General features: G+C 71.4%; 23 protein-coding genes. 7 read left to right on the top strand and 16 right to left on the bottom strand.

The annotated features are described in order from the left end of the window. Positions 1-212: 212 nt before the first annotated feature. Entirely contained in the window at positions 213-614 is a 402-nt protein-coding gene (locus tag GVL05_RS16900; protein WP_159573896.1) for a DUF3040 domain-containing protein, read from the bottom strand. A 131-nt stretch (positions 615-745) separates the two neighbouring features. Here GVL05_RS16900 and GVL05_RS16895 point away from each other — a divergent pair, with 131 nt between their 5' ends. After that, on the top strand, positions 746-1,843 hold the full coding sequence (locus tag GVL05_RS16895) for a polyprenyl synthetase family protein (protein WP_235036036.1): 1,098 nt from the start codon (positions 746-748) through the stop codon (positions 1,841-1,843). 70 nt (positions 1,844-1,913) lie between these two features. Here the strand turns inward: GVL05_RS16895 and GVL05_RS16890 are convergent, their stop codons facing one another. Continuing rightward, positions 1,914-2,270, bottom strand: a complete 357-nt coding sequence (locus GVL05_RS16890; protein WP_111085815.1) for an Rv2175c family DNA-binding protein — start codon at positions 2,268-2,270, stop codon at positions 1,914-1,916. A 171-nt stretch (positions 2,271-2,441) separates the two neighbouring features. Between GVL05_RS16890 and GVL05_RS16885 the strand changes: the two genes are divergently transcribed. Both GVL05_RS16885 and pknB read left to right on the top strand, forming a co-directional pair. Then, positions 2,442-3,752 carry a LysM peptidoglycan-binding domain-containing protein gene (locus GVL05_RS16885; protein WP_159573895.1) on the top strand — a complete coding sequence of 437 codons (1,311 nt, stop codon included), beginning with the start codon at positions 2,442-2,444 and terminating at the stop codon, positions 3,750-3,752. Between the two features lie 82 nt (positions 3,753-3,834). Then, the gene (pknB, locus tag GVL05_RS16880; RefSeq protein ID WP_123939174.1) at positions 3,835-5,901 is read left to right on the top strand and encodes a Stk1 family PASTA domain-containing Ser/Thr kinase; all 2,067 of its coding nucleotides are present in this window, start codon (positions 3,835-3,837) and stop codon (positions 5,899-5,901) included. 307 nt (positions 5,902-6,208) lie between these two features. Here pknB and GVL05_RS16875 read toward each other — a convergent pair whose 3' ends face one another. The 3 genes from GVL05_RS16875 to GVL05_RS16865 all read right to left on the bottom strand — a co-directional run bounded on the left by GVL05_RS16875 (position 6,209) and on the right by GVL05_RS16865 (position 9,428). Continuing rightward, on the bottom strand, positions 6,209-7,594 hold the full coding sequence (locus GVL05_RS16875; RefSeq protein ID WP_159573894.1) for a class II 3-deoxy-7-phosphoheptulonate synthase: 1,386 nt from the start codon (positions 7,592-7,594) through the stop codon (positions 6,209-6,211). A 93-nt stretch (positions 7,595-7,687) separates the two neighbouring features. Then, positions 7,688-8,413, bottom strand: coding sequence for a 1-acyl-sn-glycerol-3-phosphate acyltransferase (locus GVL05_RS16870; RefSeq protein WP_123292455.1), 726 nt, complete (start codon positions 8,411-8,413; stop codon positions 7,688-7,690). A 61-nt stretch (positions 8,414-8,474) separates the two neighbouring features. Next, positions 8,475-9,428, bottom strand: coding sequence for an ROK family glucokinase (locus GVL05_RS16865; protein WP_111085799.1), 954 nt, complete (start codon positions 9,426-9,428; stop codon positions 8,475-8,477). Positions 9,429-9,550: 122 nt separating this feature from the next. On the opposite strand from GVL05_RS16865, the gene GVL05_RS16860 reads away from it, so the two are divergent. Continuing rightward, positions 9,551-11,446 carry a long-chain fatty acid--CoA ligase gene (locus GVL05_RS16860; RefSeq protein WP_235036035.1) on the top strand — a complete coding sequence of 632 codons (1,896 nt, stop codon included), beginning with the start codon at positions 9,551-9,553 and terminating at the stop codon, positions 11,444-11,446. Positions 11,447-11,539: 93 nt separating this feature from the next. On the opposite strand, the gene GVL05_RS20285 is transcribed toward GVL05_RS16860, so the two are convergent. The 3 genes from GVL05_RS20285 to GVL05_RS16850 form a co-directional block, all read right to left on the bottom strand. After that, positions 11,540-11,671 (bottom strand): hypothetical protein, encoded by a 132-nt coding sequence (locus GVL05_RS20285; protein ID WP_260155074.1) that lies wholly within the window; start codon positions 11,669-11,671, stop codon positions 11,540-11,542. Positions 11,672-11,796: 125 nt separating this feature from the next. Beyond that, positions 11,797-12,300, bottom strand: a complete 504-nt coding sequence (locus GVL05_RS16855; RefSeq protein WP_159573893.1) for a peptide deformylase — start codon at positions 12,298-12,300, stop codon at positions 11,797-11,799. Position 12,301: 1 nt separating this feature from the next. Then, positions 12,302-15,712 (bottom strand): pyruvate carboxylase, encoded by a 3,411-nt coding sequence (locus tag GVL05_RS16850; protein ID WP_159573892.1) that lies wholly within the window; start codon positions 15,710-15,712, stop codon positions 12,302-12,304. A 60-nt stretch (positions 15,713-15,772) separates the two neighbouring features. Between GVL05_RS16850 and GVL05_RS16845 the strand changes: the two genes are divergently transcribed. After that, the gene (locus tag GVL05_RS16845; protein ID WP_123292451.1) at positions 15,773-16,594 is read left to right on the top strand and encodes a ParA family protein; all 822 of its coding nucleotides are present in this window, start codon (positions 15,773-15,775) and stop codon (positions 16,592-16,594) included. A gap of 338 nt (positions 16,595-16,932) precedes the next feature. Here the strand turns inward: GVL05_RS16845 and GVL05_RS16840 are convergent, their stop codons facing one another. From GVL05_RS16840 to GVL05_RS16820, 5 genes are all read right to left on the bottom strand, one after another. Continuing rightward, positions 16,933-17,493, bottom strand: coding sequence for a MerR family transcriptional regulator (locus GVL05_RS16840; protein ID WP_111085817.1), 561 nt, complete (start codon positions 17,491-17,493; stop codon positions 16,933-16,935). A gap of 184 nt (positions 17,494-17,677) precedes the next feature. Next, positions 17,678-18,382 carry a MerR family transcriptional regulator gene (locus tag GVL05_RS16835; protein WP_123312968.1) on the bottom strand — a complete coding sequence of 235 codons (705 nt, stop codon included), beginning with the start codon at positions 18,380-18,382 and terminating at the stop codon, positions 17,678-17,680. Then, the gene (locus GVL05_RS16830) at positions 18,382-18,861 is read right to left on the bottom strand and encodes an FHA domain-containing protein (protein WP_123292449.1); all 480 of its coding nucleotides are present in this window, start codon (positions 18,859-18,861) and stop codon (positions 18,382-18,384) included. The genes GVL05_RS16835 and GVL05_RS16830 overlap by 1 nt, the downstream gene beginning before the upstream one ends. A 113-nt stretch (positions 18,862-18,974) precedes the next feature. Continuing rightward, complete coding sequence (locus tag GVL05_RS16825) at positions 18,975-19,994, bottom strand: iron chelate uptake ABC transporter family permease subunit (protein ID WP_235036034.1); 1,020 nt, start codon at positions 19,992-19,994, stop codon at positions 18,975-18,977. After that, positions 19,991-21,025 (bottom strand): iron ABC transporter permease, encoded by a 1,035-nt coding sequence (locus tag GVL05_RS16820; protein ID WP_123340359.1) that lies wholly within the window; start codon positions 21,023-21,025, stop codon positions 19,991-19,993. Before GVL05_RS16820 ends, GVL05_RS16825 begins: the two co-directional genes overlap by 4 nt. 160 nt (positions 21,026-21,185) lie before the next feature. Between GVL05_RS16820 and GVL05_RS16815 the strand changes: the two genes are divergently transcribed. Next, positions 21,186-22,715, top strand: coding sequence for a S1C family serine protease (locus GVL05_RS16815; RefSeq protein WP_235036033.1), 1,530 nt, complete (start codon positions 21,186-21,188; stop codon positions 22,713-22,715). A gap of 38 nt (positions 22,716-22,753) precedes the next feature. Here the strand turns inward: GVL05_RS16815 and GVL05_RS16810 are convergent, their stop codons facing one another. Both GVL05_RS16810 and GVL05_RS16805 read right to left on the bottom strand, forming a co-directional pair. Continuing rightward, a complete protein-coding gene (locus tag GVL05_RS16810; RefSeq protein WP_159573891.1) occupies positions 22,754-23,917 on the bottom strand; it encodes a hypothetical protein in 1,164 nt (387 codons plus the stop codon). A 419-nt stretch (positions 23,918-24,336) separates the two neighbouring features. Then, positions 24,337-24,594: a hypothetical protein gene (locus tag GVL05_RS16805; protein WP_235036032.1), complete on the bottom strand. Its 258-nt coding sequence runs from the start codon at positions 24,592-24,594 to the stop codon at positions 24,337-24,339. Between the two features lie 33 nt (positions 24,595-24,627). Between GVL05_RS16805 and GVL05_RS16800 the strand changes: the two genes are divergently transcribed. Continuing rightward, positions 24,628-24,990, top strand: a complete 363-nt coding sequence (locus GVL05_RS16800; RefSeq protein ID WP_123292446.1) for an RNA-binding S4 domain-containing protein — start codon at positions 24,628-24,630, stop codon at positions 24,988-24,990. A gap of 31 nt (positions 24,991-25,021) precedes the next feature. Here the strand turns inward: GVL05_RS16800 and GVL05_RS16795 are convergent. Beyond that, the coding region (locus GVL05_RS16795; RefSeq protein ID WP_200849258.1) for an NERD domain-containing protein at positions 25,022-25,561 on the bottom strand (540 nt) is incomplete at its 5' end.

The raw sequence follows: 25,561 nt of genomic DNA, 5'->3' as shown, positions 1-25,561 counted from the left end.
CCCCTGCCCCCCCCTGCCACACCCGAGGCATCGCACCGAGGTTCCACGACAGGCCGCGCGCAGGTCGCCGAGGTTCCACGAAGGGACGCCCGAGCGCGCGAGATGCCGAGATTTCGGAACCTCGACGGCGCTCGACGAGGAACGCCCCCGGAACGCGAAACGGGGCCGGCCCGAAGGCCGGCCCCGTCACGAGGGAGGAGTGTGGAGGGCTGCTACTGCCCCTGGTCGTTCCGCTTGTCCCAGCGGTCGTTCATGCGGTCCATGAAGGACCCGCCGCCACCGCTGCCGTTGGCCGGACGAGCCGAACCACCGGACGCCGGCGCACCCGGTCGAGCGGGCTTCGCCTTCGGGGCACGCATACCCGGGCGCAGCGCGAAGAGGACACCGGCCAGCATCACGACGAAGCCGAGGATGCCCAGCAGCGGGGCCTTGATCACGAGACCGACGATCACGATCGCGACGCCGGCGAGTGCACCGAGCACTCCGAGCGTGATGGCTGTGTACGTCGGACGACCCTGTCGACGTGTGACACGCGCCACGAAATCGGAATCGTTCTGGTAGAGGCTGCGCTCCATCTCTTCGAGAAGGCGCTGCTCCTGTTCCGAGAGCGGCATCTTGGTTCCCTCTGTTCCTGGGATCGACGCGGGGTTGAACAACCGGGCTGGAAAACACTCGGTTGAGTGGACCGATTCTATGTCCCAACCGCTCCACTAGGGTAGGGACTGTGGCTGAGAGTACGCGATTAGTGGACCTCGTATCGGCGCGTATCGACCGGGCACTCGACGAGCAGCGTGAACGGCTCCTCGCGATCAGCCCCGATCTCGCCCCGTTCGACCTGTACGCCCGAGATCTGCTGTCCGGTGGCAAGCGCTTCCGGGCGCTGTTCTGCTACTGGGGATGGCAGTCGGTGGCGGGCCGTTCGGGCTCGTTCGACCCGCTCGCCGAGGGCTCCCGCCAGACCACGGCCGAGGCGATCGTCACGGTCGCCGCAGCGCTCGAGGTCTTCCACGCAGCGGCGCTCGTGCACGACGACATCATGGACCGCTCGGACACCCGCCGTGGGCGTCCCGCAGCACACCGCCGGTTCGAGTCCCTCCACCAGGAGTCCGGCTTCGTCGGCGACCGCGGGCAGTACGGCACGAACTCGGCACTGCTGCTCGGCGACCTGCTGCTGTCCCTCAGCGACTCGGTGTTCGACGAGGGCCTCGCGCTCCTCGACCCGGTGCGCGCCCGCATCGTGCGCCAGGAGTTCCACGCGATGCGCCTCGACGTCACCGCGGGCCAGTACCTCGACGTGCACGAAGAGACCGCCTGGCCCGTCATCGACGAGTCCGAGCACCTGCTCCGCGCCCAGCGCGTCATCGTCTTCAAGTCCGCGAAGTACTCGATCGAGGCACCGCTCGTCATCGGCGCGCTGGTGGCCGGCGCGAGCGACTCCCAGCTCGAGGGTCTCCGCGCCTTCGGGCTCCCCCTCGGCGTCGCCTACCAGCTGCGCGACGACATGCTCGGCGTGTTCGGCGACCCCGAGGTCACCGGCAAGCCCGCCGGCGACGACCTGCGCGAGGGCAAGCGGACCGTGCTCATCGCCTCGGCCCGCAAGGCGCTGGCCAGTGGCCCGCGGCAGCTGCTCGACGAGCTCCTCGGCGACCCCGACCTCGACGAGGAGCAGGTGCAGATGCTCCGCGCCACCCTCACCGAGTCCGGTGCGGTCGCCGCGGTCGAGCGTTCCATCGACCGGCACGTGCAGCGCGCGAAGGCGGCGCTCGACGCGTCGCCGCTGACGCCGTCGGCACGCGAGCAGCTCGCGTCGCTGGCCGACACGGTCAGCCGCCGGTCGTCGTAGACGCGACACCAGGACAGACGGGAGGCCCGGTGCCAGCTGGCACCGGGCCTCCCGTCTGCTCGGAACGCGTCTAGAGCAGCGACTGGGCCACGCGACGCACCTCGGCCTTGCGACCGGCGCGCAGCGCCGCGATGGGCGAGACGCCCATCGAGTCGTCGACGGTCAGCATCCAGCGGACCGCCTCGTCGTCGGTGAAGCCGTTGTCGCTGAGCACGGTCAGGGTGCCGCGCAGCTCCGGCATGGGCTCACGGTCCTCGAGGAACTCGCTCGGCACGCGCAGGACACCACCGACGCGGGCCGCCAGCAGGGTCTTCTCCTCGAAGAGACGGTGGATCCGGCCGGGGCTGGTGCTGAACAGGTCCACCAGTTCGGGGACGGTCAGCCAGCGCTCGGAGAGGGAGAGGTCGTCGACGGGTGCAGCACTCACACGCCCATGGTGCCAGAGCGGGGCACCGAGTGAGTACGCACCGTTCGTCACATTCGTCACACGCACCACATCCGGCTCTCTGGTTGACTTGGGAATCACACCATGCCAGCGTTGTGCCACCTGTGAGTGCGCGCATGCACGCGCACGGGACAGTCGAGATCAGGAGAAACCGTGGACAACGCTGCAGACGAAGCCGCCCGGCGCGCACGATCCGCCCGGTTCGCGACCATGCCCATCGTCCTCGCGGGCACGATCGCGGTGACCGCCGGCCTGACCGGCCCCATCGCGCACGCCGAACCGCGACACGACGACGCGGACTCGAACCACAAGCGTCACGTCGACCAGGACCGCAACGTCGGCAACCGTCCGGTCTTCGGCACCGCGGTCGCACGTCCGTCGCAGACCGTCGTCACGACGGTCGCCGCGACGACGAAGGCAGCCGCCCCCACGACCTACACCGTCCGTCAGGGCGACACGGTCTCGGGCATCGCCGCCCGCTTCGGCCTGTCGGCGCAGGAGGTCCTGGTGCGGAACGGCCTCGGCTGGAACACGATCATCCACCCCGGACAGACGCTGCACCTGGCGTCGACGCCCGCGGTGACCACGACGCGCACGACCACGAGCGTCGGATCGACGTCCGGGTCCGGGTCGGGGTCGGGGTCGAGCACCTCGAGCTACCACGTGAAGTCGGGCGACACCGTGTCCGGCATCGCATCGCGGGTCGGCGTGTCGACCACGGCGCTCCTCAGCGCCAACAAGCTCTCGCAGCGCAGCGTGATCTACCCCGGTCAGACGCTCCGGGTGCCGCACGGCTCGTCCGGAGGCGGCTCGGTGTCCACGGCCGCAGCGTCGTCGGGTTCGTCGGGTTCGTCGAAGTCGAGTGTGAAGATCTCCTCGGGCGACACGATCGGCTCGATCGCTGCGTCCCACCACGTCTCCGTCGCCTCGCTGCTGTCGGCGAACGGCCTGACCTACACGAGCACGATCTACGCGGGCAAGACCCTCGTCATCCCGTCGTCGAGCACTGCTGCGACGACCGCCGCCGCGCCCTCGCGTGCCGCGGTGAGCGCCGCCGTCGGACTGAGTGCCGAGCAGCGCCAGAACGCGGCCACCATCGTCGCCGTCGGCCGCTCCCTCGGGGTGTCCGACCGCGGCATCGTGGTGGCCCTGGCCGCCGCGATGCAGGAGTCGAGCCTGCGCAACCTGCCCCACGGCGACCGCGACTCGGTCGGCCTGTTCCAGCAGCGGCCGAGCCAGGGCTGGGGCAGCGCGGCGAAGCTGCAGGACCCCGCGTACGCGACGAAGCTGTTCTTCGGCGGTCGCAGCAACCCGAACGTCGGCAAGACCCGCGGGCTGCTCGACGTGCCCGGGTGGTCGTCGATGAGCATCACCGACGCCGCCCAGGCCGTGCAGCTCTCCGCCTACCCCAAGGCCTACGCCAACTGGGCGAGCGCCGCCCAGGGCTGGCTGGCCACCCTCTGAGTCTCATCCGGAAGATCGAGATTGGGTCACGACCGGTGCGCCGGTGCGGTGTCGTGCAGTCTCGATTCGTAGAATGCCGCCGATGACCACCAACGCCGCCACGGATCCGATGATCGGTCGCATGATCGATCAGCGGTACCGCGTCCGCTCCCGCATCGCGCGCGGGGGCATGGCGACCGTGTACCTCGCGACCGACGTCCGCCTCGAGCGACGCGTCGCGATCAAGATCATGCACGGGCACCTGGCCGACGACCAGGCCTTCCGTGAGCGCTTCATCCAAGAGGCGAGGTCCGCCGCGCGGCTGTCCCACCCGAACCTGGTCGGCGTCTACGACCAGGGCGCCGAGGACGACACCGCCTACATCGTCATGGAGTACATCCCGGGCATCACGCTGCGGGACCTGCTGCAGGAGCACCACGCCCTGACGCCCGAGCAGGCGACCGACATCCTGCGCGCCGTGCTGGCCGGACTCGCCTCGGCCCACCGCGCCGGCATCGTGCACCGCGACCTGAAGCCCGAGAACGTCCTGCTCGCCGACGACGGCCGCATCAAGCTCGGCGACTTCGGCCTGGCCCGGGCGACGACGGCGAACACCGCGACCGGGGCCGCCCTGCTCGGCACGATCGCGTACCTCTCCCCCGAGCTCGTCACCCGTGGCGCTGCCGACTCACGCAGCGACATCTACGCGCTCGGCATCATGCTCTACGAGATGCTCACCGGCGAACAGCCCTACAAGGGCGAGCAGCCGATGCAGATCGCCTACCAGCACGCGAACGACACGGTGCCCGTCCCGAGTGCCGCGGTGTCCGGCGTCCCGCCCGAGCTCGACGAGCTCGTCGCCTGGTCGACCGCCCGCGACCCCGAGGACCGACCGCGCGACGCCCGCGAGATGCTCGACCACATGGCGGGCAACCAGCAGCGTGCCACGGGCCAGTACCGGACCGCCGTGCTGCGGCCCGAGAACGCAACCGCCATCCTGCCGTCCGGCGGCGGGACCGCTGCCGGTGTCGGCGCTGCTGCCGCTGGTGCCCGTGCTGCTGCCGCCGACGCACCGGCGGCCACCGATGCCACGGCGATCATCGACAGCCCCGACCGCGGGCGTCCCACGACCCGGAACCGCAACACCGGTCCGGGCCCGCGCCGCACGGGTGCGCAGCCCGGGGTGCTCTCGCCCGCGGGACAGCGCCTGGCCGACCTCTCCGCGAAGCGTCGCAAGCGCGGCTGGATCGCGCTGTCGGTCTTCGTCGTGCTCCTGCTCATCGGCGCGGGCTTCGGCTGGTACTTCGGGCCGGGGCCGGGTGGCAACGTGCGCATCCCCGAAGTGACGGGCAAGTCGGTCTCGCAGGCCCGGCAGCTGCTCGAAGCCCAGGGCCTGCACGCGGCGTCGAAGACCGGAACCCGGTTCGACGCCGTCGTCGCGAAGGGACAGGTGTCCATCACCAAGCCAGCCGCGAAGCGCGAGGTGCAGAAGGGCACCTCGGTGCAGCTCGTCGTGTCGAACGGGCCGAAGATGATCGCGCTGCCGACGATCGTCGGGCAGCCGATCTCCACCGTCACCGCCGCGCTCGACGACGACTTCGAGCTGCAGGACAACCGGTACGAGTTCTCGGCGGACGCCGCGAAGGACACCGTCATCGCGGCGACCGGCCGCGCGTCCGGCGGCAAGGCGCTCGACCTGACGTCGGTCAAGGCCTACGGCGAGACCGGCCCGGTCACGCTCACGGTGTCCCTCGGCGCCGTGCCGGACGTCGTCGGGAAGACCGTCGACCAGGCCTCCGCGGAGCTCGACGCGGTCGGCCTCATCCTCGGCGCCCGCACCGAGGAGTTCAGCGAGGACGTCCCCTCCGGGCAGATCGTCTCCGCCGAGGTGCAGGACTCCCCCGCCGTGCGCGGCACCGCGATCGACGTCGTCGTGTCGAAGGGCCCGACGCCGATCACCCTGCCCGAGGACGGCGTCGTCGGCTCGACCATCAACGAGGCCACCGCGACGCTCGAGGGCCTCGGGCTCAAGGTCTCCGTGCCCGACTGCACGAACATCCTGTGCGGGTTCTACGACTGGAAGTCGTCGCTACCGGTGACCGGTACCGACCCGGGCGCCGGAGCCACGGTGTACCGCGGCGACACGGTCACGCTCTCCTACGACCAGTAGGCGGTCGCGCTCGCCCGGTCCGGGCCGGTCCGGTCCGGTCCGCCGAAGCGACACTTGTCCGCACGGCCTCGCCGAAGGCACCGCGAAAGCGACAGTGTGCCGCCGAACATCGGCGGCACACTGTCGCTTTCGCGAACCGGCGCGGGAAACGCGTCGCGGGGCGCGAGGTGGGCGCAACCGGACGGCGGACGGGAGGCGCGGGGCAGGGCCGCCACGGGCCTCCCGTCCGACACGCGGAAGCGACAGAACCCCGCGAACAGTTCGCGGGGTTCTGTCGCTCTGGCGGGACTGACCCGACCGCTGCGCGCTACGCGCGCACGTGCGGGTGCGCGCCGAGCTCCTCGGCCACGAGGAACGCGAGCTCGAGCGACTGCATGTGGTTCAGCCGCGGATCGCACAGCGACTCGTAGCGGGTGGCGAGGGTGGCCTCGTCGATGTGCTCCGACCCGCCGAGGCACTCCGTGACGTCGTCACCGGTGAGCTCGACGTGCATGCCACCCGGGTAGGTACCGACCTGGCGGTGCGCCTCGAAGAAGCCGAGGACCTCGTCCACGACGTCGTCGAACCGACGGGTCTTGTAGCCCGTGGGCGTGGTCAGGCCGTTGCCGTGCATCGGGTCGGTGACCCACAGCGGGTTGGCGTCCATGCCCTTGATCGCCTCGAGCAGCTTGGGCAGCTCGTCGCGGATCTTGCCGGCACCCATGCGCGTGATGAACGTCAGGCGGCCGGGCTCGCGGTTCGGGTCGAGCTTGTCGACCAGGGCCTTCATGTCGTCGACGCTCGTGGTCGGGCCGAGCTTCACGCCGATCGGGTTCCGCACCCGCGACAGGAAGTCCACGTGCGCACCGTCGAGGTCACGCGTGCGCTCCCCGATCCAGATGAAGTGGCCGGAGGTGTCGTAGGCCAGACCGGAACGCGAGTCGATGCGGGTCATCGGGCGCTCGTAGTCCATGAGCAGACCCTCGTGCGACGCGTAGAACTCGACGTGCTTCAGTGCCTCGAAGTCGGCACCGCAGGCGTCCATGAAGCGGATCGCGCGGTCGATCTCCTTGGCGAGGTGCTCGTAGCGGGCGTTCGCCGGGTTCGACGCGAAGCCCTTGTTCCACGAGTGCACCTGGCGCAGGTCGGCGAAGCCCCCCTGCGTGAAGGCGCGGACGAGGTTCAGGGTCGACGCGGCCGTGTGGTACCCCTGCACCAGGCGGCGCGGGTCGGCCGTCCGGCTCTCCGGCGTGAAGTCGTAGCCGTTCACGATGTCACCGCGGTAGGCGGGCAGCGTGACGTCGCCGCGGGTCTCGAAGTCGCTCGAGCGCGGCTTGGCGAACTGCCCGGCCATGCGCCCCATCTTGATGACGGGCATCGACGCGCCGTAGGTCAGGACGACGGCCATCTGCAGGATCGTCTTGACGCGGTCGCGGATGGAGTCGGCGGTCGCACCGGCGAAGGTCTCGGCGCAGTCACCGCCCTGCAGCAGGAACGCCTTGCCCTGTGCGGCGGCGGCGAGCCGCTCGCGGAGCTTGTCGACCTCGCCCGCGAAGACGAGCGGCGGCAGCGTGGCGATCTCGGCCGAGGCGGCCTCGGCCGCCTCGGCGTCCGGCCACGTGGGCTGCTGCTTGATGGGGAGGGTGCGCCAATAGTCGAGGCCCTCGATGACGTCCGGATCCTGCAGGGCGACGAAGTCGGTCGACTCGGGCAAGGGCGCTACCTCGGTGTTCTGTGCGGGCGGCCCGACTGGCCGCCGGAAGGCGGCAGAACGGGCGTCCTGGCGGAGTGCCGGGACCATCAGAGCCTAACGTGCGGGCGACGACTTCCGTTCCCGCATGACTGCCTCGCGTGCGGAGCTCGCGCGTTCCTTGACGCTCGTCGCGTAGACGTCGACGTACTCCTGACGGCTCAGCCCCGCGAGCTCGTGCATGACCTCGTCGGTGACGCTGCGCAGGATGAACCGGTCGGTCTCGAATCCCTGGAAGCGCGAGAAGTCGAGCGGCTTGCCGAACACCACGCCGACGCGCTTGATCTTCGGGAAGCGCTGCCCGATCTGCTGCACCTCACGCGTGCCGACCATGGCGACGGGGACGACGAGCACCCGGCCCTCGAGGATCATCCGCGCGATGCCGGTGCGACCGCGGTAGAGCTTGCCGTCGGGGCTGCGGGTGCCCTCCGGGTAGATGCCGAGCTGCTCGCCGCGCGCCAGGACCTGCAGGCCGGTGCGGAGCGACGCCTCGGACGCCTTGCCACCGGAGCGGTCGATCGGCAGCTGGCCGATGGCGTTGAAGAACGTCTTCGTCGCCCAGCCCTTGAGTCCGCGCCCGGTGAAGTAGTCGCTCTTCGCCAGGAAGGACAGCCGCCGGTCGAGCACGGCCGGCAGGATCACCGAGTCGATGAACGAAATGTGGTTGGACGCGAAGATGACCGGGCCCTTGGCGGGGACGTTCTCACGGCCGACCACCCACGGGCGGAACAGGGTGAGGATGAGCGGGCCGAGCAGGAAGTTCTTCAGCAGCCAGTAGGTCATCGACGACTCCAGGTGGTGGGGTGGGCCTGAGCGACCCTACGCCGTGCGGGCCGGTACGCGGTTACGCCGTGCGGGCGTGGATGCGGGCCAGGTCGGCGGCGCCGACGACTCCGGCGTCGTTCACCAGCTCGGCGATCACGAAGTCCGGCTCGGGGTGGTAGCCACGCGCCGGCAGGTTGTTGAGGTACGCCTGCTTGATCGGGTCGAGCAGCCGGTCCCCCGCGCTGGCGACCCCGCCGCCGAACACGAACAGCTGCGGGTCGAGCACCGCGGACAGCGAGGCGCAGGCCTCACCGAGGTGGCGGCCGAGGCGACGGAGCGCCGCGAGGGCACCCGGGTCGTCGGCCAGGATCAGGTCGCCCACGATGTGTCCGTCGAGCTCGCCGCCGTTGGCTTCGCGCGCGTCGGCCAGCGCGGAGCCGATGCCGCCGGCGTCGGCGACGTCGTTCGCCATCCGCTGCAGGGCACGGCCGGAACCGTACTGCTCGATGCAGCCACGCGCGCCACAGCCGCAGGGCAGACCGTTCGGCACGATGCGCAGGTGGCCGATCTCGCCGCCGGTGCCGAACCCACCGCGGAACAGGCGGTCCTCGGTCACGATGGCGCCGCCCACACCGGTGCCGATGGTGAGCATCGTCATGTCGGAGACGAGCCGGCCGGCGCCGAAGCGGAACTCGGCCCACCCGGCGGCGTTGGCGTCGTTGTCGACCGTGATGTGCAGGTCGCCGAGGCGCTGCTGCAGCTTCTGGCGCAGGGGCTCGTTCCGCCACCGGATGTTCGGCGTGTAGTAGACGATCGACTGCGAGGCGTCGATGAAGCCCGGGGCCGCGACGCCGACCGCGCCGACCTCGTGTCCTGAGCTGAGTCGCTCGACCATCGAGACGACGTCGTCGAGCATGGCGTTCGGGTCCGCAGCGTTGGTGGCCACGCGGTCCTCGGCGATGATCTCGCCGAGTTCCGTCACGACCGCTCCCGCGATCTTGGTGCCCCCGATGTCGATTCCGATGGCGTGCACGGTCCAAGAGCCTACCGGTTCACCGCGAACTCACGGAACGCCCGGTGACGCGTCCTATGCTGACCGTGTCGCCTCGCAGGATGAGGCGCCCTCGAATCGAACCGGCAGACAAGGGAGTCACCGTGAACGATCAGCGACCCGAACGCGCCAGTCAGGTCCCGACCGGGAGGCACGCCTCGCGTCCGACGAGCGGCCCCGTCGCTCCTGACCACGGCTCCGCAGCGCGGCTGCTCGGCGACCGCGCCCGTCTGACGCCGTCGCGTCCGATCCTGGCCCAGCGCCACGGCGACACGTGGACGACGATCACCGCCGGCGAGGTGCTCGCACGGGTCCGCGGCATCGCGAAGGGCTTCGTCGCCGCCGGCCTCGAGCCCGGCGCCCACGTCGCGATCCTGTCCCGCACGCGCCTGGAGTGGACGCTCGTCGACTTCGCGGTGTGGACGGCGGGCCTGGTCTCCGTCCCCGTCTACGAGACAAGTTCTCCCGACCAGGTCCGGTGGATCCTCTCCGACTCCGAGGCCGTCGCGATCGTCGTCGAGCAGGAGGAGCACGCGCGTCGGGTCGCCTCGATCGCCCCGGACCTGCCGCACCTCGGGCAGCACTGGACGATCGACGGCGGCGGGCTCGACGACCTGACCCGGCTCGGCGAGGACGTCACCGACGACGAACTCGACGCGCGGACGGCATCGGTGCACGGCCACGACGACGCGACGATCATCTACACCTCCGGGTCGACCGGACGCCCGAAGGGGTGCGTCCTGCGGCACGACAACTTCACCGCGACGGTCGAGAACGCCAGTGTCGCGATGCCCGAGGTCGTCGCGGACGGCGCCTCGACCCTGCTCTTCATCCCGATGGCCCACGTGTTCGCCCGCTTCATCGCGGCGATGTCGGTGTCCGCCGGGGTACTGGTCGGCCACGAGCCGGACACGAAGGACCTCATGCAGGCCGTGTCGTCGTTCAAGCCGTCCTTCCTGCTGGCGGTCCCCCGGGTGTTCGAGAAGATCTACAACGCCTCCGAGCAGAAGGCCGACCTCGGCGGCAAGGGGAAGGTCTTCCGGGCCGCTGCGGACACCGCGGTCGCCCACTCCGAGGCCTTGGCCGCCGGTCGGGTCCCGCTCGTGCTCGGCCTGAAGTTCAAGCTGTTCGACAAGCTCGTCTACGCGAAGCTCCGGAACGCCCTCGGTGGCCGCACCGAGTACGCGGTCAGTGGCTCGGCACCGCTCTCGCCGCGGCTGTCGCACTTCTTCCGCTCGATCGGGGTGCTCATCCTCGAGGGCTACGGGCTCACCGAGACGACGGCCCCCGCGACCGTGAACCGCGCGGCGGACCTGCGCATCGGGACGGTCGGGCCGGCACTCCCCGGGGTCGAGATCCGGATCGCCGACGACCAGGAGATCCTGATCCGCGGCGTCGACGTGTTCGACCGCTACTGGCGGAACGACGAGGCCACCGAGCGGGCGTTCACCGACGACGGCTGGTTCCGCACGGGCGACCTCGGACGGCTCGACGACGACGGCATCCTGACGGTGACCGGACGCGCCAAGGAACTCATCGTCACCGCGAGCGGCAAGAACGTCGCACCGGCACCGCTCGAGGACGGCGTCCGCGAACACCCGCTCATCGGGCAGGTCGTGGTCGTCGGCGAGGGCAAGCCCTTCATCGCCGCCCTCGTCACGCTCGACCGCGAGATGCTCCCGGGGTGGTGCGAGAGCCGCGGGATCACCCCGGCGCTCTCCGCGCACGAGGCCGCGTACGACGAACGCGTGCTCACCGCCGTGCAAGAGGCGATCGACACCGCGAACGGCCGGGTCTCACGAGCCGAGTCGGTCCGGTCGTTCACGATCCTGGACACCGAGCTGACGGAGGGCTCCGGACACCTGACACCGAAGCTGACGATCAAGCGGTCGGTCATCCTGCGCGACTTCGCGGCCGACATCGACCACATCTACTCGGGGTCGAAGGTGCAGACGACCGCGACGCCCGTCATCGAGGAGCGTCGCGCGCGCCGCGGGTAGCGCTCCGCCGTCTCGGCGTACCGGGGCGTTTCGGGCGTACCAGGTCGTTTCTTCCGACCAGGTACGCCCGATTCCGCCAGGTGAGCGCGGGGCTCAGGCCTCCGGCGACTGCTCCGGCGCGGGGGCGTCGAGGACGGCGGTCGAACCGGTGGCGACCGTGGTGTCGGCCGGACGACGGTTGGTGCGGGTGCGGTGCGAGCTGAGCTCGTCAGTCTGACTGGTCATGCGGGAGTCCTGGGGGGATGGGATGGTCGTCGGTGGGAGGCCGACGCGGATACGGTACCTCTTCGTCAGGACAAAGCGACAATCCCCCGTGGGGGTGTCATGAGCAGGCACTCATGACCTGCGGATCAGTGGAACCACTCCTGCGCCCGGATGTCCCGCAGCGCCTGCCGTCGGACCTCTGGTTCGAGCGTCATCACGTAGACGGTGCCGTCCAGGTGGTCGACCTCGTGCTGCAGCGCCTCGGCCATCAGTCCGGTGCCCTCGAGCACCACCTCGGCGCCGTCGACGTCGACGCCACGGACCTTGGCGTACGGGTGCCGCCGGGTCGGGTAGCCGAGCCCCGGGACGGACAGGCACCCTTCCTCCATGAGCTCGGGCTCCCCCGAGACCTCGACGACCTCGGGGTTCAGGACGTACCCGACCTCGCCGTCGACGTTGTACGAGAACGCGCGGAGTCCGACACCGATCTGCGGCGCGGCCACACCGGCGCGGCCGGGCTCCTTGACGGTGTCGATCAGGTCCTGCACGAGGTCGCGGACCCCGCTCGACCCGAAGGCCGCCGGAGCGATCGGGTCCGCAGGCGAACGGAGGACGGGGTCGCCGAACAGGCGGATGGGACGGACGGTCAATTTACTGCAGCACCACCAGGAGGTCGCCGGCGTCCACCTGCTGGGTCGCCGGGATCGCGAGACGGCCGACGGTGCCCGCCACGGGCGCCGTGATGGCCGCTTCCATCTTCATCGCCTCGATGCTCGCCACGGCCGCTCCGGCCTCGACGACGTCACCGACGGCGACCTTGAGCGTCACCACACCGGAGAACGGCGCGGCGACGTGCTTCGGGTCGGACTTGTCGGCCTGCTCGGCGACCTTCGTCTCGACCTCGATCGACCGGTCGCGGACCGAGACCGGGCGGAGCTGCCCGTTCATCGTGGCCATGACCGTGCGGATGCCCTTGTCGTCGACCTCGCCGATCGCCTCGAGCCCGACGAACAGGTTGACGCCCTTGCCGAGCGGCACGACGTGCTCCTGCCCGGGGCGCAGCCCGTACAGGTAGTCGACGGTCGGCACCACGGACAGGTCGCCGTACTGCTCGCGCACCCGCTCGAACTGGGCCGTGGGCTGCGGGAACAGCAGCCGGTTCAACGCCTGCTGGCGCTCGGGCCCCGCGGCGTCGAGGTGCGCGCGCTCGGCGTCCGGCACCGGGGTGATCTCGAGGCGGACGTCGCGGCCCGCCAGGACCTTCGTCCGGAACGGCTCCGGCCAGCCACCCGGCAGGTCACCGAGCTCGCCGGCCATGAACCCGACGACGGAGTCCGGGATGTCGTACTTGTCCGGGTTCTGCTCGAAGTCGGCCGGGTCGGCGTTCACCGCGGCGAGCTGCAGCGCGAGGTCACCGACCACCTTCGACGACGGCGTGACCTTCGTCGGGCGTCCGAGGATCCGGTTCGCCTCGGCGTACCAGTCCTCGACCTGCTCGAACCGGTCGCCCAGGCCGAGCGCGATCGCCTGCTGGCGGAGGTTCGACAGCTGACCACCGGGGATCTCGTGCTTGTAGACCCGACCCGTCGGGCCGGGCAGCCCGGACTCGAACGGGGCGTAGGCCCGACGGACCGCCTCCCAGTAGGGCTCGAGGTCGCCGACCGCGTCGAGGGACAGTCCGGTGTCGCGCTCCGTGTGGGCCAGGGCGGCGACCAGCGCGGACATGCTCGGCTGGCTCGTCGTGCCGGCCATCGGCGCCGAGGCGACGTCCACCGCGTCCGCACCGGCACGCGCGGCGGCGAGGAGCGTCGCGAGCTGCCCACCGGCGGTGTCGTGCGTGTGCACGTGCACGGGCTGGTCGAAGCGCTCGCGCAGCGCGCCGACGAGCTTCTCGGCGGCGCCGGCGCGGAGCAGGCCGGCCATGTCCTTGATGCCGATGACGTGCGCGCCGGCCTCGACCATCTGCTCCGCCAGGCGGAGGTAGTAGTCCAACGTGTACAGGTCCTCGGCAGGATCGAGGAGGTCGGCGGTGTAGCAGAGCGCCGCTTCGGCGACGGCCGTGCCGGTCGCGAGCACTGCCTCCAGGGCCGGTCGCAACTGGCTGACGTCGTTGAGCGCGTCGAACACGCGGAAGACGTCGACGCCCGTGGCGGCGGCCTCGGCGACGAACGCGTCCGTCACCTCGGTCGGGTACGGGGTGTAGCCGACCGTGTTGCGGCCGCGCAGCAGCATCTGGATCGGGATGTTCGGCATCGCCTCGCGCAGCGAGGCCAGGCGCTCCCACGGGTCCTCGCCGAGGAACCGGAGGGCGACGTCGTACGTCGCTCCACCCCAGGCCTCGACGCTCAGCAGCTGCGGCGTGAGCCGCGCGACGTACGGTGCGACGGCGACGAGGTCCTTCGTGCGGACGCGGGTGGCGAGCAGCGACTGGTGCGCGTCCCGCATCGTCGTCTCCGTCACGGCGAGCCGGGTCTGGGCACGGAGTGCCTTCGCCCACTCGGCCGGACCCTGCGCCAGCAGCAGGTCGCGCTGGCCCTCGGGCACCGGGGCGCTGAGGTCGAGGGCGGGGAGCTTGGCGCTCGGGTCGGTGACCAGCGGCGACCGCTCACCGTTCGGCTTGTTCACCGTGACGTCGGCCAGCCAGTTCAGGACCTTGGTGCCGCGGTCCTTCGACACGTGGCCGCTGAACAGCTGTGGACGCTCCTCGATGAACTTGGTCGAGACGTCGCCGCGGGCGAAGTCCGGGTCCTCGAGCACGGCCTGCAGGAACGGGATGTTCGTGCTCACGCCGCGGATGCGGAACTCGGCGAGGGCACGCTTCGCACGGGCGACGGCCGTCGGGAAGTCGCGTCCGCGGCACGTCATCTTGGCGAGCATGGAGTCGAAGTGCGGGCTGATCTGCGCACCGGTGGCGACCGTACCGCCGTCCAGGCGCACGCCAGCGCCACCGGGGCTGCGGTACGTGGTGATGCGGCCGGTGTCCGGCCGGAAGCCCTGCGTCGGGTCCTCGGTCGTGATGCGGGTCTGCAGCGCGGCCCCGTGCACGGAGACGGTGTCCTGCGACAGGCCGAGGTCGGCGAGCGACTCGCCCGAGGCGATGCGCATCTGCGACTGCACCAGGTCGACGTCGGTGACCTCTTCGGTGACGGTGTGCTCGACCTGGATGCGCGGGTTCATCTCGATGAAGACGTGCTGACCCTCGCGCTCGCCCTCGGTGTCGAGCAGGAACTCGACGGTGCCGGCGTTCACGTAGCCGATCGACCGGGCGAAGGCCACGGCGTCGCGGTGCAGAGCCCGGGCGACGGCGGGGTCGAGGTTCGGCGCCGGGGCGATCTCGACGACCTTCTGGTTGCGGCGCTGCACGGAGCAGTCCCGCTCGAACAGGTGGATCGTCCCCGCCTCGGTGCCCGTCGCGTCGGCGAGGATCTGCACCTCGATGTGCCGCGGCCGGATCACCGCCTGCTCGAGGAACATGGTCGGGTCGCCGAACGCACTGTCGGCCTCGCGCATCGCTGCTTCGAGCGCTGCACGGAGTTCGGGCTTGGTCTCGACCCGGCGCATGCCACGGCCGCCACCGCCGGCGACGGCCTTGGCGAACACCGGGAACCCGATGGCGTCGGAGCCGGCGATGAGCTCCTCGATGTCGCGACTCGCCGGGGTGCTCGCGAGGACCGGGACGCCGGCCGCGATCGCGTGCTCCTTCGCGGTCACCTTGTTGCCGGCCATCTCGAGCACGTGTTCGCCCGGACCGATGAAGGTGATGCCGGCTGCGGCGGCCGCGGCGGCGAGCTCCGGGTTCTCGGACAGGAAGCCGTACCCCGGGTAGATCGCGTCGGCGCCCGACTCGCCCGCCACGCGGATGATCTCGGAGACGTCCAGGTACGCCCGGACCGGGTGGCCACGCTCACCGATCAGGTAGGCCTCGTCGGCCTTCAGGCGGTGCAGGGAGTTCCGGTCTTCGTAGGGGTAGACGGCGACGGTGCGCGCCCCCAGTTCGTACGCGGCACGGAATGCGCGGATGGCGATCTCACCACGGTTCGCCACGAGGATCTTGCTGAACACGACGTCCCTTTCAGCCCGGGTTGAGGTGAGACAACCCTAGTGGCGGTAACGTTGCTGATCGTGCATGTACTCAGCGTGAGCTCCCTCAAGGGCGGTGTCGGCAAGACGACGGTGACGCTCGGCCTGACTTCGGCCGCCTTCGCCAAGGGACTGCGCACGCTGGTGGTGGATCTCGACCCGCAGTCCGACGTCTCCACCGGCCTCGACATCAACCTCGCCGGACACCTCAACGTGGCCGACGTCCTCGAGAACCCGAAGGAGAAGATCGTCCGTCAGGCGATCGCCCCCTCCGGGTGGACGAAGGGGTCGCAGGGCAAGATCGACGTCATGGTCGGGTCGCCCTCCGCGATCAACTTCGACGGGCCGCACCCCTCCATCCGCGACATCTGGAAGCTCGAAGAGGCCCTTGCCAACGTCGAGCAGGACTACGAGCTCGTGCTCATCGACTGCGCGCCGTCGCTGAACGCCCTCACGCGCACCGCGTGGGCAGCGTCCGACCGCGTCACCGTCGTCACCGAGCCCGGCCTGTTCTCCGTCGCCGCCGCCGACCGTGCGCTGCGGGCCATCGAGGAGATCCGCCGCGGTCTCTCCCCCCGCCTGCAGCCGCTCGGCATCATCGTGAACCGTGCCCGCGTCCAGTCGCTCGAGCACCAGTTCCGCATCAAGGAACTCCGCGACATGTTCGGGCCGCTCGTCCTGTCGCCGCAGCTGCCCGAGCGCACCTCGCTGCAGCAGGCGCAGGGTGCCGCGAAGCCGCTGCACGTGTGGCCCGGCGAGTCTGCGCAGGAGATGGCGAAGAACTTCGACCAGCTGCTCGAGCGCATCATGCGGACCGGCAAGATCGGGCCCTACGCCGACGGTTCGGGTGCAGTAGGCGCGTAGGGCGCTGCCGCGCGGGCGCGACGCGCTGCTCACGTCCGCCGAGCGGTCACCAACTGTCGGCCGACCGCCGCGCGGACGACGGTTCGTGACCACTCGCCGACGCTCACACGGCGGTTCGTGACCACGCGCCGACTGCCAGGAGGCCCGTCTGTGCCCCGGCAGACACGCCCGGCCCCGGCTCGCCCAGCGGTCACAACATCCCGCTCACGTCCGCCGAGCGGTCACCAATTGTCGGCCGACGGCCGCGCGGACGACGGTTCGTGACCACTCGGCGACGCGCACACGACGGCGCGTGACCACTCGGGACGATCCGCGGGACGAGAACCGCGAGAACCTGGTCAGGAAGCGCGGGAAGCGCGACGCGCGGCGAGCTCGTCGGACGGGTCGGCCGCCGCGGAGGCGTCGAGCTCGACCAAGGAGGTCTCGACCTCGCGCAGGACCTTGCCGACCGCGATGCCGAATACACCCTGACCGCGGGACACCAGGTCGATGACCTCGTCGTCCGAGGTGCACAGGTACACCGAGGCTCCGTCGGACATCAGGGTGGTCTGAGCGAGGTCGGACACGCCCGACTCGCGGAGCTGGTTCACGGCGGTGCGGATCTGCTGCAGCGAGATGCCAGTGTCGAGCAGGCGCTTCACGAGCTTGAGCACGAGGATGTCGCGGAACCCGTACAGGCGCTGGGAACCGGAGCCGGCAGCGCCGCGGATGGTGGGCTGCACGAGTTCGGTGCGTGCCCAGTAGTCGAGCTGTCGGTACGAGATGCCGGCTGCACGTGCGGCGACGGTGCCGCGGTAGCCGTTCTGCTCGTCGTGCTCGGGGAGGCCGTCGGTGAAGAGCAGCCCGAGGTCGTACCGCGTCGTGTCCGACTCGGTGCCTGGGGTGTCGTTCCCACTCATGCGCTTGCCTTCCACGACGATCGAGCTCCCACCCGAAGGTTCAACGACGGGTTGAGAGTTGTTCCGAGGTCAACGGTAGCGACTCCGACCGCTCCCGCGCGGGACATCCGACTCGGCGCGTCCGGCGTGTCGAGGATACGCCCCACCCACTGACGCACAAGCCCCCGCGGAGCACCGGAACGGATCATGCGTCGAGACGACCGATCGCCGCGCGGATGAGGCTCGAGCGGATGACCTCGAGCTGGACGGCGATCTCGCGTGCGAGTTCCGTGGCCTTCGCCCGTGACGTCGCATCGCCCCGGCGGGACACGGGCATGAGCGCGGATTCGATGAGTCCGACCTCGCGCTCGGCGGTGCTGCGGAGCGTGCGCAGGTGCCGCGGCTCGATGCCGGTCCGCTGCAGCTCGACGAGTGCCTTGAGGACCGACACGCTGTCCTCGCCGTAGGTCTCGGTGGCGGGGAGCAGTGATGCGGAGACCGCGTCGGCCAGGAGCATCGGGGACGCGCCGGCCGCTCGGGCCGTCTCGTCGCGGGTGTACCGGCGTTCGCGCCCGAGGATCGAGGGACGTGGGGCGTCCCCACCGCCCGGCAGTACGGGCTCGCGCCCGGCGTCGAGGTCGGCGAGGTAGTCCTTGATGACCTTGAGTGGCAGGTAGTGGTCGCGCTGCAGGCCGAGGATCACCCGGAGGCGGTCGACGTCGGCCGCCGAGAACTTGCGGTACCCGCTGGCCGTGCGGATCGGCGTCACGAGCTCGCGCTCTTCGAGGAAGCGCAGCTTGGAACTCGACAGGTCCGCGAACTCGGGCTTGAGGCGAGCGAGGACCTGCCCGATCGTGAGCAGGTCCGGTGCCGCTGACCCCGCCCGGGCCGCAGCGGACCGTGCGGCCACTACGCGTTCGCCAGGCGCGCCAGGTCGACCCGGGACGCGTAGAACGTCAGACGGAACTTGCCGACCTGGACCTCTGCCCCGTCGGTGAGCGGTGCTTCGTCGATGCGGTCACCGTCGAAGTACGTGCCGTTGAGCGAACCGTTGTCCTTGACGGTGAACGCCGTGCCGTGCCGCAGGAACTGCGCGTGCTTGCGCGACACCGTGACGTCGTCGAGGAAGATGTCGGCGTCGGGGTGTCGACCCGCCGTCGTGACGTCGGAGTCGAGGAGGAACCGCGCACCCACGTTCGGACCGCGGCGCACGACGAGCAGCGCCGATCCGGACGGCAGGGCGTTGACCGCCTCGCGCTCTTCCGCTGAGACACCGGACTCGGCGGTGAGCGCCGCGCCCATGTCCATGCTGAAGGTCAACGTGGTGTCGACCAGCCGCTGCTCCGGGGTCTTCTGACCGTCCGGCTGCGGGACCACTGGATCTGGCATCGGTGGACCTCCTCCTCTTGGCCCACCAGCGTATCGGAAAGGAGGGCTCCAGCGGCAGCCCCGAACTGGGCCTGTGGACGATCGTCCGCGGTGCGCGAACGCGCGGTCCGGGTTCAGCGACCGCGCGCGAGCAACCAGAGCAGGTACGGGGCGCCGACGACACCCGTCACGACGCCGACGGGCAGGGCGTTGCCGGGGATCGCGAACTGGGCGATGAGGTCGCTGCCGAGGGTGATCGCCGCTCCCACCGCGGCGGCCGGCCCGAGGGCGACGCGGCCGCCGCCGACGAGCCGACGCGCGATCGGCGCCGCCATCAACGCGATGAACGACACCGGCCCCGCCGTGGCGACCGCAGCTGCGGTCAGGCACACCGCAGTGAGGAGCAGCAGCACCTTCGCGCGGTCCGGCCGGAGCCCGAGGGCCGCCGAGACCTCGTCGCCGAGCGTCAGGACGGTCAGGCGCGACGACTGCAGCAGGGCGAGCAGGAACAGCACGACGAACGCGACGCCGAGCACGCCGACCAGGTTCCGGTCGACGGCGTTCAGGCTGCCGGACAACCACAGCAACGCGGTGCCGGCCTGGGTGACGGTGCCGCTGGTGAGCATCCAGCCCGTGATGCTCAGGCAGATCGCCGAGACGCCGATCCCGACGAGCACGACCCGGTTGCCGGTGATCCCCCGCCGCCAGGCCAGTCCGGCGATCACGATCGACACCACGACCGCGCCGACGAGCACGACCGAGAACAGGGTGCCGCCGGACGCCCCGAACAGCACGATCGCGGTGAGACCCGCAGCACTGGCACCCGAGGTGATGCCGATGACGTCCGGGCTCGCGATCGGGTTGCGGACGACGCTCTGCACGATGGCGCCCGCGACCCCCAGGCTGGCGCCGACCAGGACCGCACCGAGCACCCGGGGGCCGCGCAGCTGTCCGATGACGAAGTCCGAGATGCGGTCGCCCTGGCCGAACAGCGCGCCGACCACCTGCGCCGGGGTGAGCGGGATCGAGCCGACCCCGAGACCGATGAGCACCAGCGCGACGAGCACGACGACGACGGCCGCCAGGACCACGAGCTCGCGCCGGGCACCGACGAGCTCGTGCCGGACACCGACCGACCGGCGGACACGACTCACAGGCCCCGCACCGCCCTCGACCGCACGAGCGCGATGAACACCGGCGCACCGATGAGGGCCGTGACGATGCCGACCTGCAGCTCCCCCGGGTACGCCACGACGCGACCGATGACGTCGGCCACCAGCAGCAGCGCCGGCGCGACGATCGCGGACAGCAGGATGGTCCACCGGTGGTCGGGGCCGCTCAGCCGACGGACGGCGTGCGGCACGGCGAGCCCGACGAAGGCGATCGGCCCCGCTGCGGCCACGGCCGAGCCGGCGAGCAGCACGGTCACGAGCCCGCCGACGGCCCGGACGAGCACCACGCGTTGCCCGAGCGACGCCGCGAGCTCGTCGCCGAGGGCGAGGGTGTTGAGCGAGCGGCCCAGGCCGAACGCGATCGCGAGACCGATCAGCACCGGCGCCGTGATGATGCCGGCGGTGCCGAGGTCCTTGCCGGCGAGGGCGCCCACCTGCCAGAACCGCAGCTGGTCGAGCAGGCTCGCGTTCGTGACGAGCACCGCCGTCGTGATCGACGACAGCGCGGCGGCGACCACGGCACCGGACAGCGCGAGGCCGACCGGCGACAGTCCGCGCCGGGCGACGGCGGCGATCCCGTAGACGAGCAGTGCGGCCAGGGCAGCACCGAGGAACGCGAACGGCAGGTAGGCGGCCGTGCCGCTCACCCCGAAGAGCGCGATGCCGGCGACCACGGCGAGGGCCGCCCCGGAGTTGATGCCGAGGACGCTCGGGTCGGCGAGCGGGTTGCGGGTCACGCCCTGCATCACCGCGCCGGCGACACCGAGGGCGGCACCTGCGAGGAGCCCGACGACGGTGCGCGGGACGCGGTTGCCGAGCACGATCAGCCCGACCTCGTCGTTCCGCCCCGGGTGCAGGACGGTGTCGAGCACGGTGTGGAGCGGGATCGGCCGGGATCCGTAGGCGATCGACAGCGCGCACGCTACGGCAAGGACGACGACGGCCAGCACGGTCGCCCCGACCAGACGGGAGACGGAGGCGGGCGCCGGTGGCGCGGACGTGGAGGAGCGCATGGGAAGTAAGGCAACCCTAACGCCCGAACCCCACTCGGCGTCCCCCGAGCAAGCCCGGAGCAGTCGCTGGGTCCGTTCATAGGCTCGTCATTGGATCGCCGCCTGTACTGGTCTCCATCGACACCCGCCCGGGTCGTCGAGGGACGACCGGAGAGCACCGATGAACGAGACCCCGAACCCCGCCGCCGACGCCGACCGCGAGCACGACGAGCAGGGCACCGCCCGGACCGACGGCACGCAGCAGCAGCGGCAGCAGCAGGCGTACGGGATGAGCTGGGAGGCACCCCACGCCGACCCCGCCACCCTCCGTCCGGCCTACGCCTTCGACGGCTCCGGCCCGTACCTGTACGGCCCGGACGGCTCCGGCCCCTACGCGTACTCCCCCGACGGCCGCGGCCCGTACCTGATCGGCAGCCCGGCGCTCACCGGCACCCACCACGCCTGGGCGCACACCGCGGCGACGGCGAACCACCCGGGAGCGGGCACGAAGCGCCCGCGTCGCCTCGGGCTGATGATCGGCTCCGGCATCGCGGCCCTCGCGATCGTCGGCGCCGCCGGCGGCACGGCCCTCGGCCTGTCCTCGCAGAGCACGACCACGACGTCGAGCCAGTCGCAGGGCACCACGACGCTGCCCGACACCGGCAGCGGCACGGGCAGCAGCGACGGCACGAACGGCTTCACCGTCCCCGGAGACGGCAGCGGCACCGACGGCAGCGGAACCGACGGCAGCGGCACCACCGACGGCAGCACCGGCACGAGCACCGAGTCCGCCGCCACCGCAGCGACCGCCGCCCAGAAGAAGGGCGTCGTGACGATCAACACCGTCCTGAACTACGACGAGTCCTCGCAGGCGGCCGGCACCGGCATGATCCTCAGCTCGAACGGCACGGTCCTGACGAACAACCACGTCATCCAGGGCGCCACGAGCATCACCGTCACCGACGAGACCACCGGCAAGGAGTACAAGGCGGACGTGGTCGGCACCGACGCCACGAACGACGTCGCCGTCCTGAAGCTCGAGGACGCCTCCGGCCTGTCCACCGTCACGCTCGACGACGACGGCGAGCCGAGCACCGGTGACACCGTCACCGACGTCGGCAACGCCGAGGGCACGGGCAACCTCGTCGCCGCCGAGGGCACCGTCACGGCCACCGACCAGGACATCCAGGTGCAGAGCGAGTCCGGTACCGGGACCGAGTCGCTGTCCGGTCTGATCGAGATCGCGGCGAACATCGTCTCCGGCGACTCCGGCGGCCCCGTCGTCGACAGCGAGGGCGAGGTCGTCGGCATGGCGACCGCAGCGTCCTCGGGCACCGCGGACGTCACCGGCTACGCCATCCCGATCACCACCGCGAAGGCGATCGCCGAGAAGATCCTGGCCGGGGAGTCCTCGAGCACGATCACCATCGGCCTGCCCGCGTTCCTCGGGGTCCAGGTCAGCAGCACCGCGAGCACCACGGGCGGCGTCGCCGTCGCCGGCACGGTCGAGGGTTCCGGCGCCGCGAGCGCCGGCCTGGCCGAGGGCGACACGATCACGAGCCTCGGCGGCAAGACGGTCACGACCTCGGACGAGCTCACCGCGGCCGTGCAGTCGCACTCCGTCGGCGACAAGGTCGTGGTCGGCTACACCGACAGCACCGGCGCCGCCAAGACCGTCACCGTCACCCTGACCGCCGGCCCGGCCGCCTGAGCGGAAGCAGAAGCGCGAGCGACCGCCGGCCCGGCCGCCTAAGCGGAAGGAAGCAGCGCCCGCACCACCGACCGGTACACGTTGGCCGGGGAGTCCGTCTGGAAGACGGTCTCCCCGGCTTCCGTCTTGCCCACGCGGGCGAAGCCGATCCCCTCGGCGCGAACGATCGTCACCGGCTTCGGCTTGCCCGGTCGACGCAGGTACGACACCGTCCACGGCGCCGCCCAGAAGCGCGCGAGCCGCGGGTCCGCCTCGACGAGGGCCTCCGGCAGGTCCGGTGCGTCGGAGCCGCCGGCCAGCCGGCGGCCGAGCAGGTGCCCTGGGAGCGACCCCGTGCGGAACGGGAAGGTCCACGTCGGGCCGATGCCGAGCCTCCCGGCCGTCAGCGCGACCGCGCGATCCGGCGTGACGGACGCGACCACTGCGCCCGCCTCGGCGGTCCCGTCCACGACGGTCTGCGACCAGGCCTGGAGGCGCGACTCGCCACCGTCTGGCAGGTGCTGTTCCAGCGTGACCGGCTGGGCATCGCCCTGCCACGGCTCGAGCAGGGCCTGCGTCGACTCCGGCAGCGTGCCGAGTCGGCCGACGAGGCCCGCTTCGATGAGTTCGCGGCCCGCCGCGGTGCGGAGGAGCGTCGGGTTCCACCGGCGTCCGGCGAGGCTCTTGAGCGTGCCGACCGCGTCGGCGCTCAGGCGGGGGCCGTCGAGCTCCGGGCCGGGCGCCGGGGTGGGCAGCGGCTCGAGGTCGCGCTCGGGGCGGACCGGGGACGGCTCGGCGGCGCGGACGCTCTCGAGGACCGCGAACACGAGCTCGTCGGTCTCGAGCAGGCGTGCCAGGGGGCGTTCGATCGTCAGGTCGACGCGGTGCCGCCCGGTGACGAAGAGCAGGTGCGCACCTGCGACGTCGCCGTGTTCGTCGGGACGCACGTACTCGACCAGGCGCGCGGGAGCCCCGGCAGCGGTCCAGGTGTCGCAGCCGACGAGCAGCAGCCCTTCGACGGAACCGGGCAGTCTCGCGAGGAGGCCCGTGTTCTCGTCGCCGATCGCGCGGTCGCTGGGTCGGGATCGGACGGTGAGGACGATGTCGTCGCCGGTGACGCGCAGGTCCGCCTGGGCAGAGTCCTCGCGGCGCCACTGGTCGGGGCGGCGGAGGGTGAGGCGGGCGGTGCGGTCCTCGGTGCCGAGCGGGACGGGGACTGCCATGAGTCGAGGCTACGTCGGGTGCGGGGTGCGGAGGGGTGCGGCTCGCCGTGCGCGCGCGGCGCGGGTGCGGCGCGGCGTGCGCGGCAGGCGGCGGCGGCGGCGGCGGCGGCGCATGGTGCACGTCTCGTCGCCGGGAGCGAGGTTGGCGGCTCCGTGCCCCGATACAACGCCGCACGGAGCTGTCTCGCCCGCACGGGCCGAGGAAGTCCGCACCGTGCGGGCGCGACGACGCGAAACGTACACGGTGCGTCGGCCGTCAACCGGTGCAGGTTTGACCGCCCCGTGCAGCGCAGCAAGCTCGCACCGAGCGGCCACGCCCGCACGGCCCGACCAACCCTGCACCGTGCGGCCACGACCAGCGCCGCACGAACCTCGTGAGGTGCGAGCCTCGCACGGTGCGAACCTCGCACGGTGCGAGGTCAGCGGCGGGGCGCGCGCGGGGCCGGGGGCGGCGGGACGGGCTTTGCGGCGACGACGTCGTCGAGCCGGACCTCGACCGGGCCGCGGCGGGTGGCGATCGTCACGGTGTCGGGGGTGCGGGCGACGAGGTCCCCGAGGGCGTCCTGTGCGCCGTCGCCGTGGTGCGCCCGGACCACGAGCCGGTCCCCGATCGCGGCGTCGTGCAGCACGCCGAGCGCACGGGCCCGCGCGATCGCCGCCTGTTCCCCGGTGCTCACCCGCCCAGCGTAGGGGCCGCCTAGAGTGAGGGGATGGCCAAGGCTCGCGTGGACAGCTGGATCTGGGCGGTGCGGATCACCAAGACCCGCTCCGCTGCGACCGCCGCGTGCAAGGCCGGGCACGTCCGGGTGAACGGGGAGCGCGCGAAGCCCGCGCAGCCGATCGGCCCCGGCGACGAGGTCCGGGTGCGGCAGAACGGCTTCGACCGGATCGTCGTCGTCACGGGCATCATCCTGAAGCGGACGAGTGCTCCAGAGGCCGCGAAGCACTTCGAGGACAAGACCCCGCCGAGGCTCTCCAAGGAAGAGGCGGGGTTCGTGCCGATGCGCGACCGCGGTGCCGGGCGTCCGAGCAAGCGGGAGCGCCGCGACCTCGAGAAGCTCCGCGGCTACTGACGCCGGCCCCCGACGCCGTGCGGGCCGGACGTCAGACGAAGCGGACGGTCTGCTGCAGTCGGTCGCGGATCTCGAACACGTCGACCGAGCCGGGCGGGGACCACACGCCGTTCAGCACCTGCCCGAGCGCACTGCGGCGGACGACCAGGGCAGTCGGCTTCTTCGGGGAGCCGACGAGCTGCACGTCGACCTCGACCGCGGAGTCCGGCACGACGAGCAGCCGGCCGGTGAACCGCACCCGGGTCTGCTTCTGCACGGCACGGGCGGCGCGGACGAGTTCCTTCACCGGACGCTCGCCGGGTGCCAGGGTCTCCCCGACGATGTCGCCGTGCTCGACCCGGACGGGGGCTCCCCAGTCGATCGACTCCACGGCCCAGAGCCCGCTCGGGGTCAGGACGGCGTGGTCGAGCTTGCCCTCGGACCCGGCGTCGAGGTCGTGCCAGACGGTGACGCCGATGCCCATGTCCGAGACGATCGAGGCGGTGGCCTCTTCGGCGAGCGCTTCGCCGAGCAGCCGTCGGATGTGTCGGGGCGCCGAACGGATGAGGGTGGGGTCGTAGGGGTCCTCGAT

It is taken from the genome of Curtobacterium sp. 18060, assembly GCF_902706105.1.
In the GTDB taxonomy this organism is placed as follows: Bacteria; Actinomycetota; Actinomycetes; order Actinomycetales; family Microbacteriaceae; genus Curtobacterium.
The sequence above is the reverse complement of the archived record's forward strand: the minus strand, read 5'-3'. Positions and strand labels throughout refer to the sequence as shown.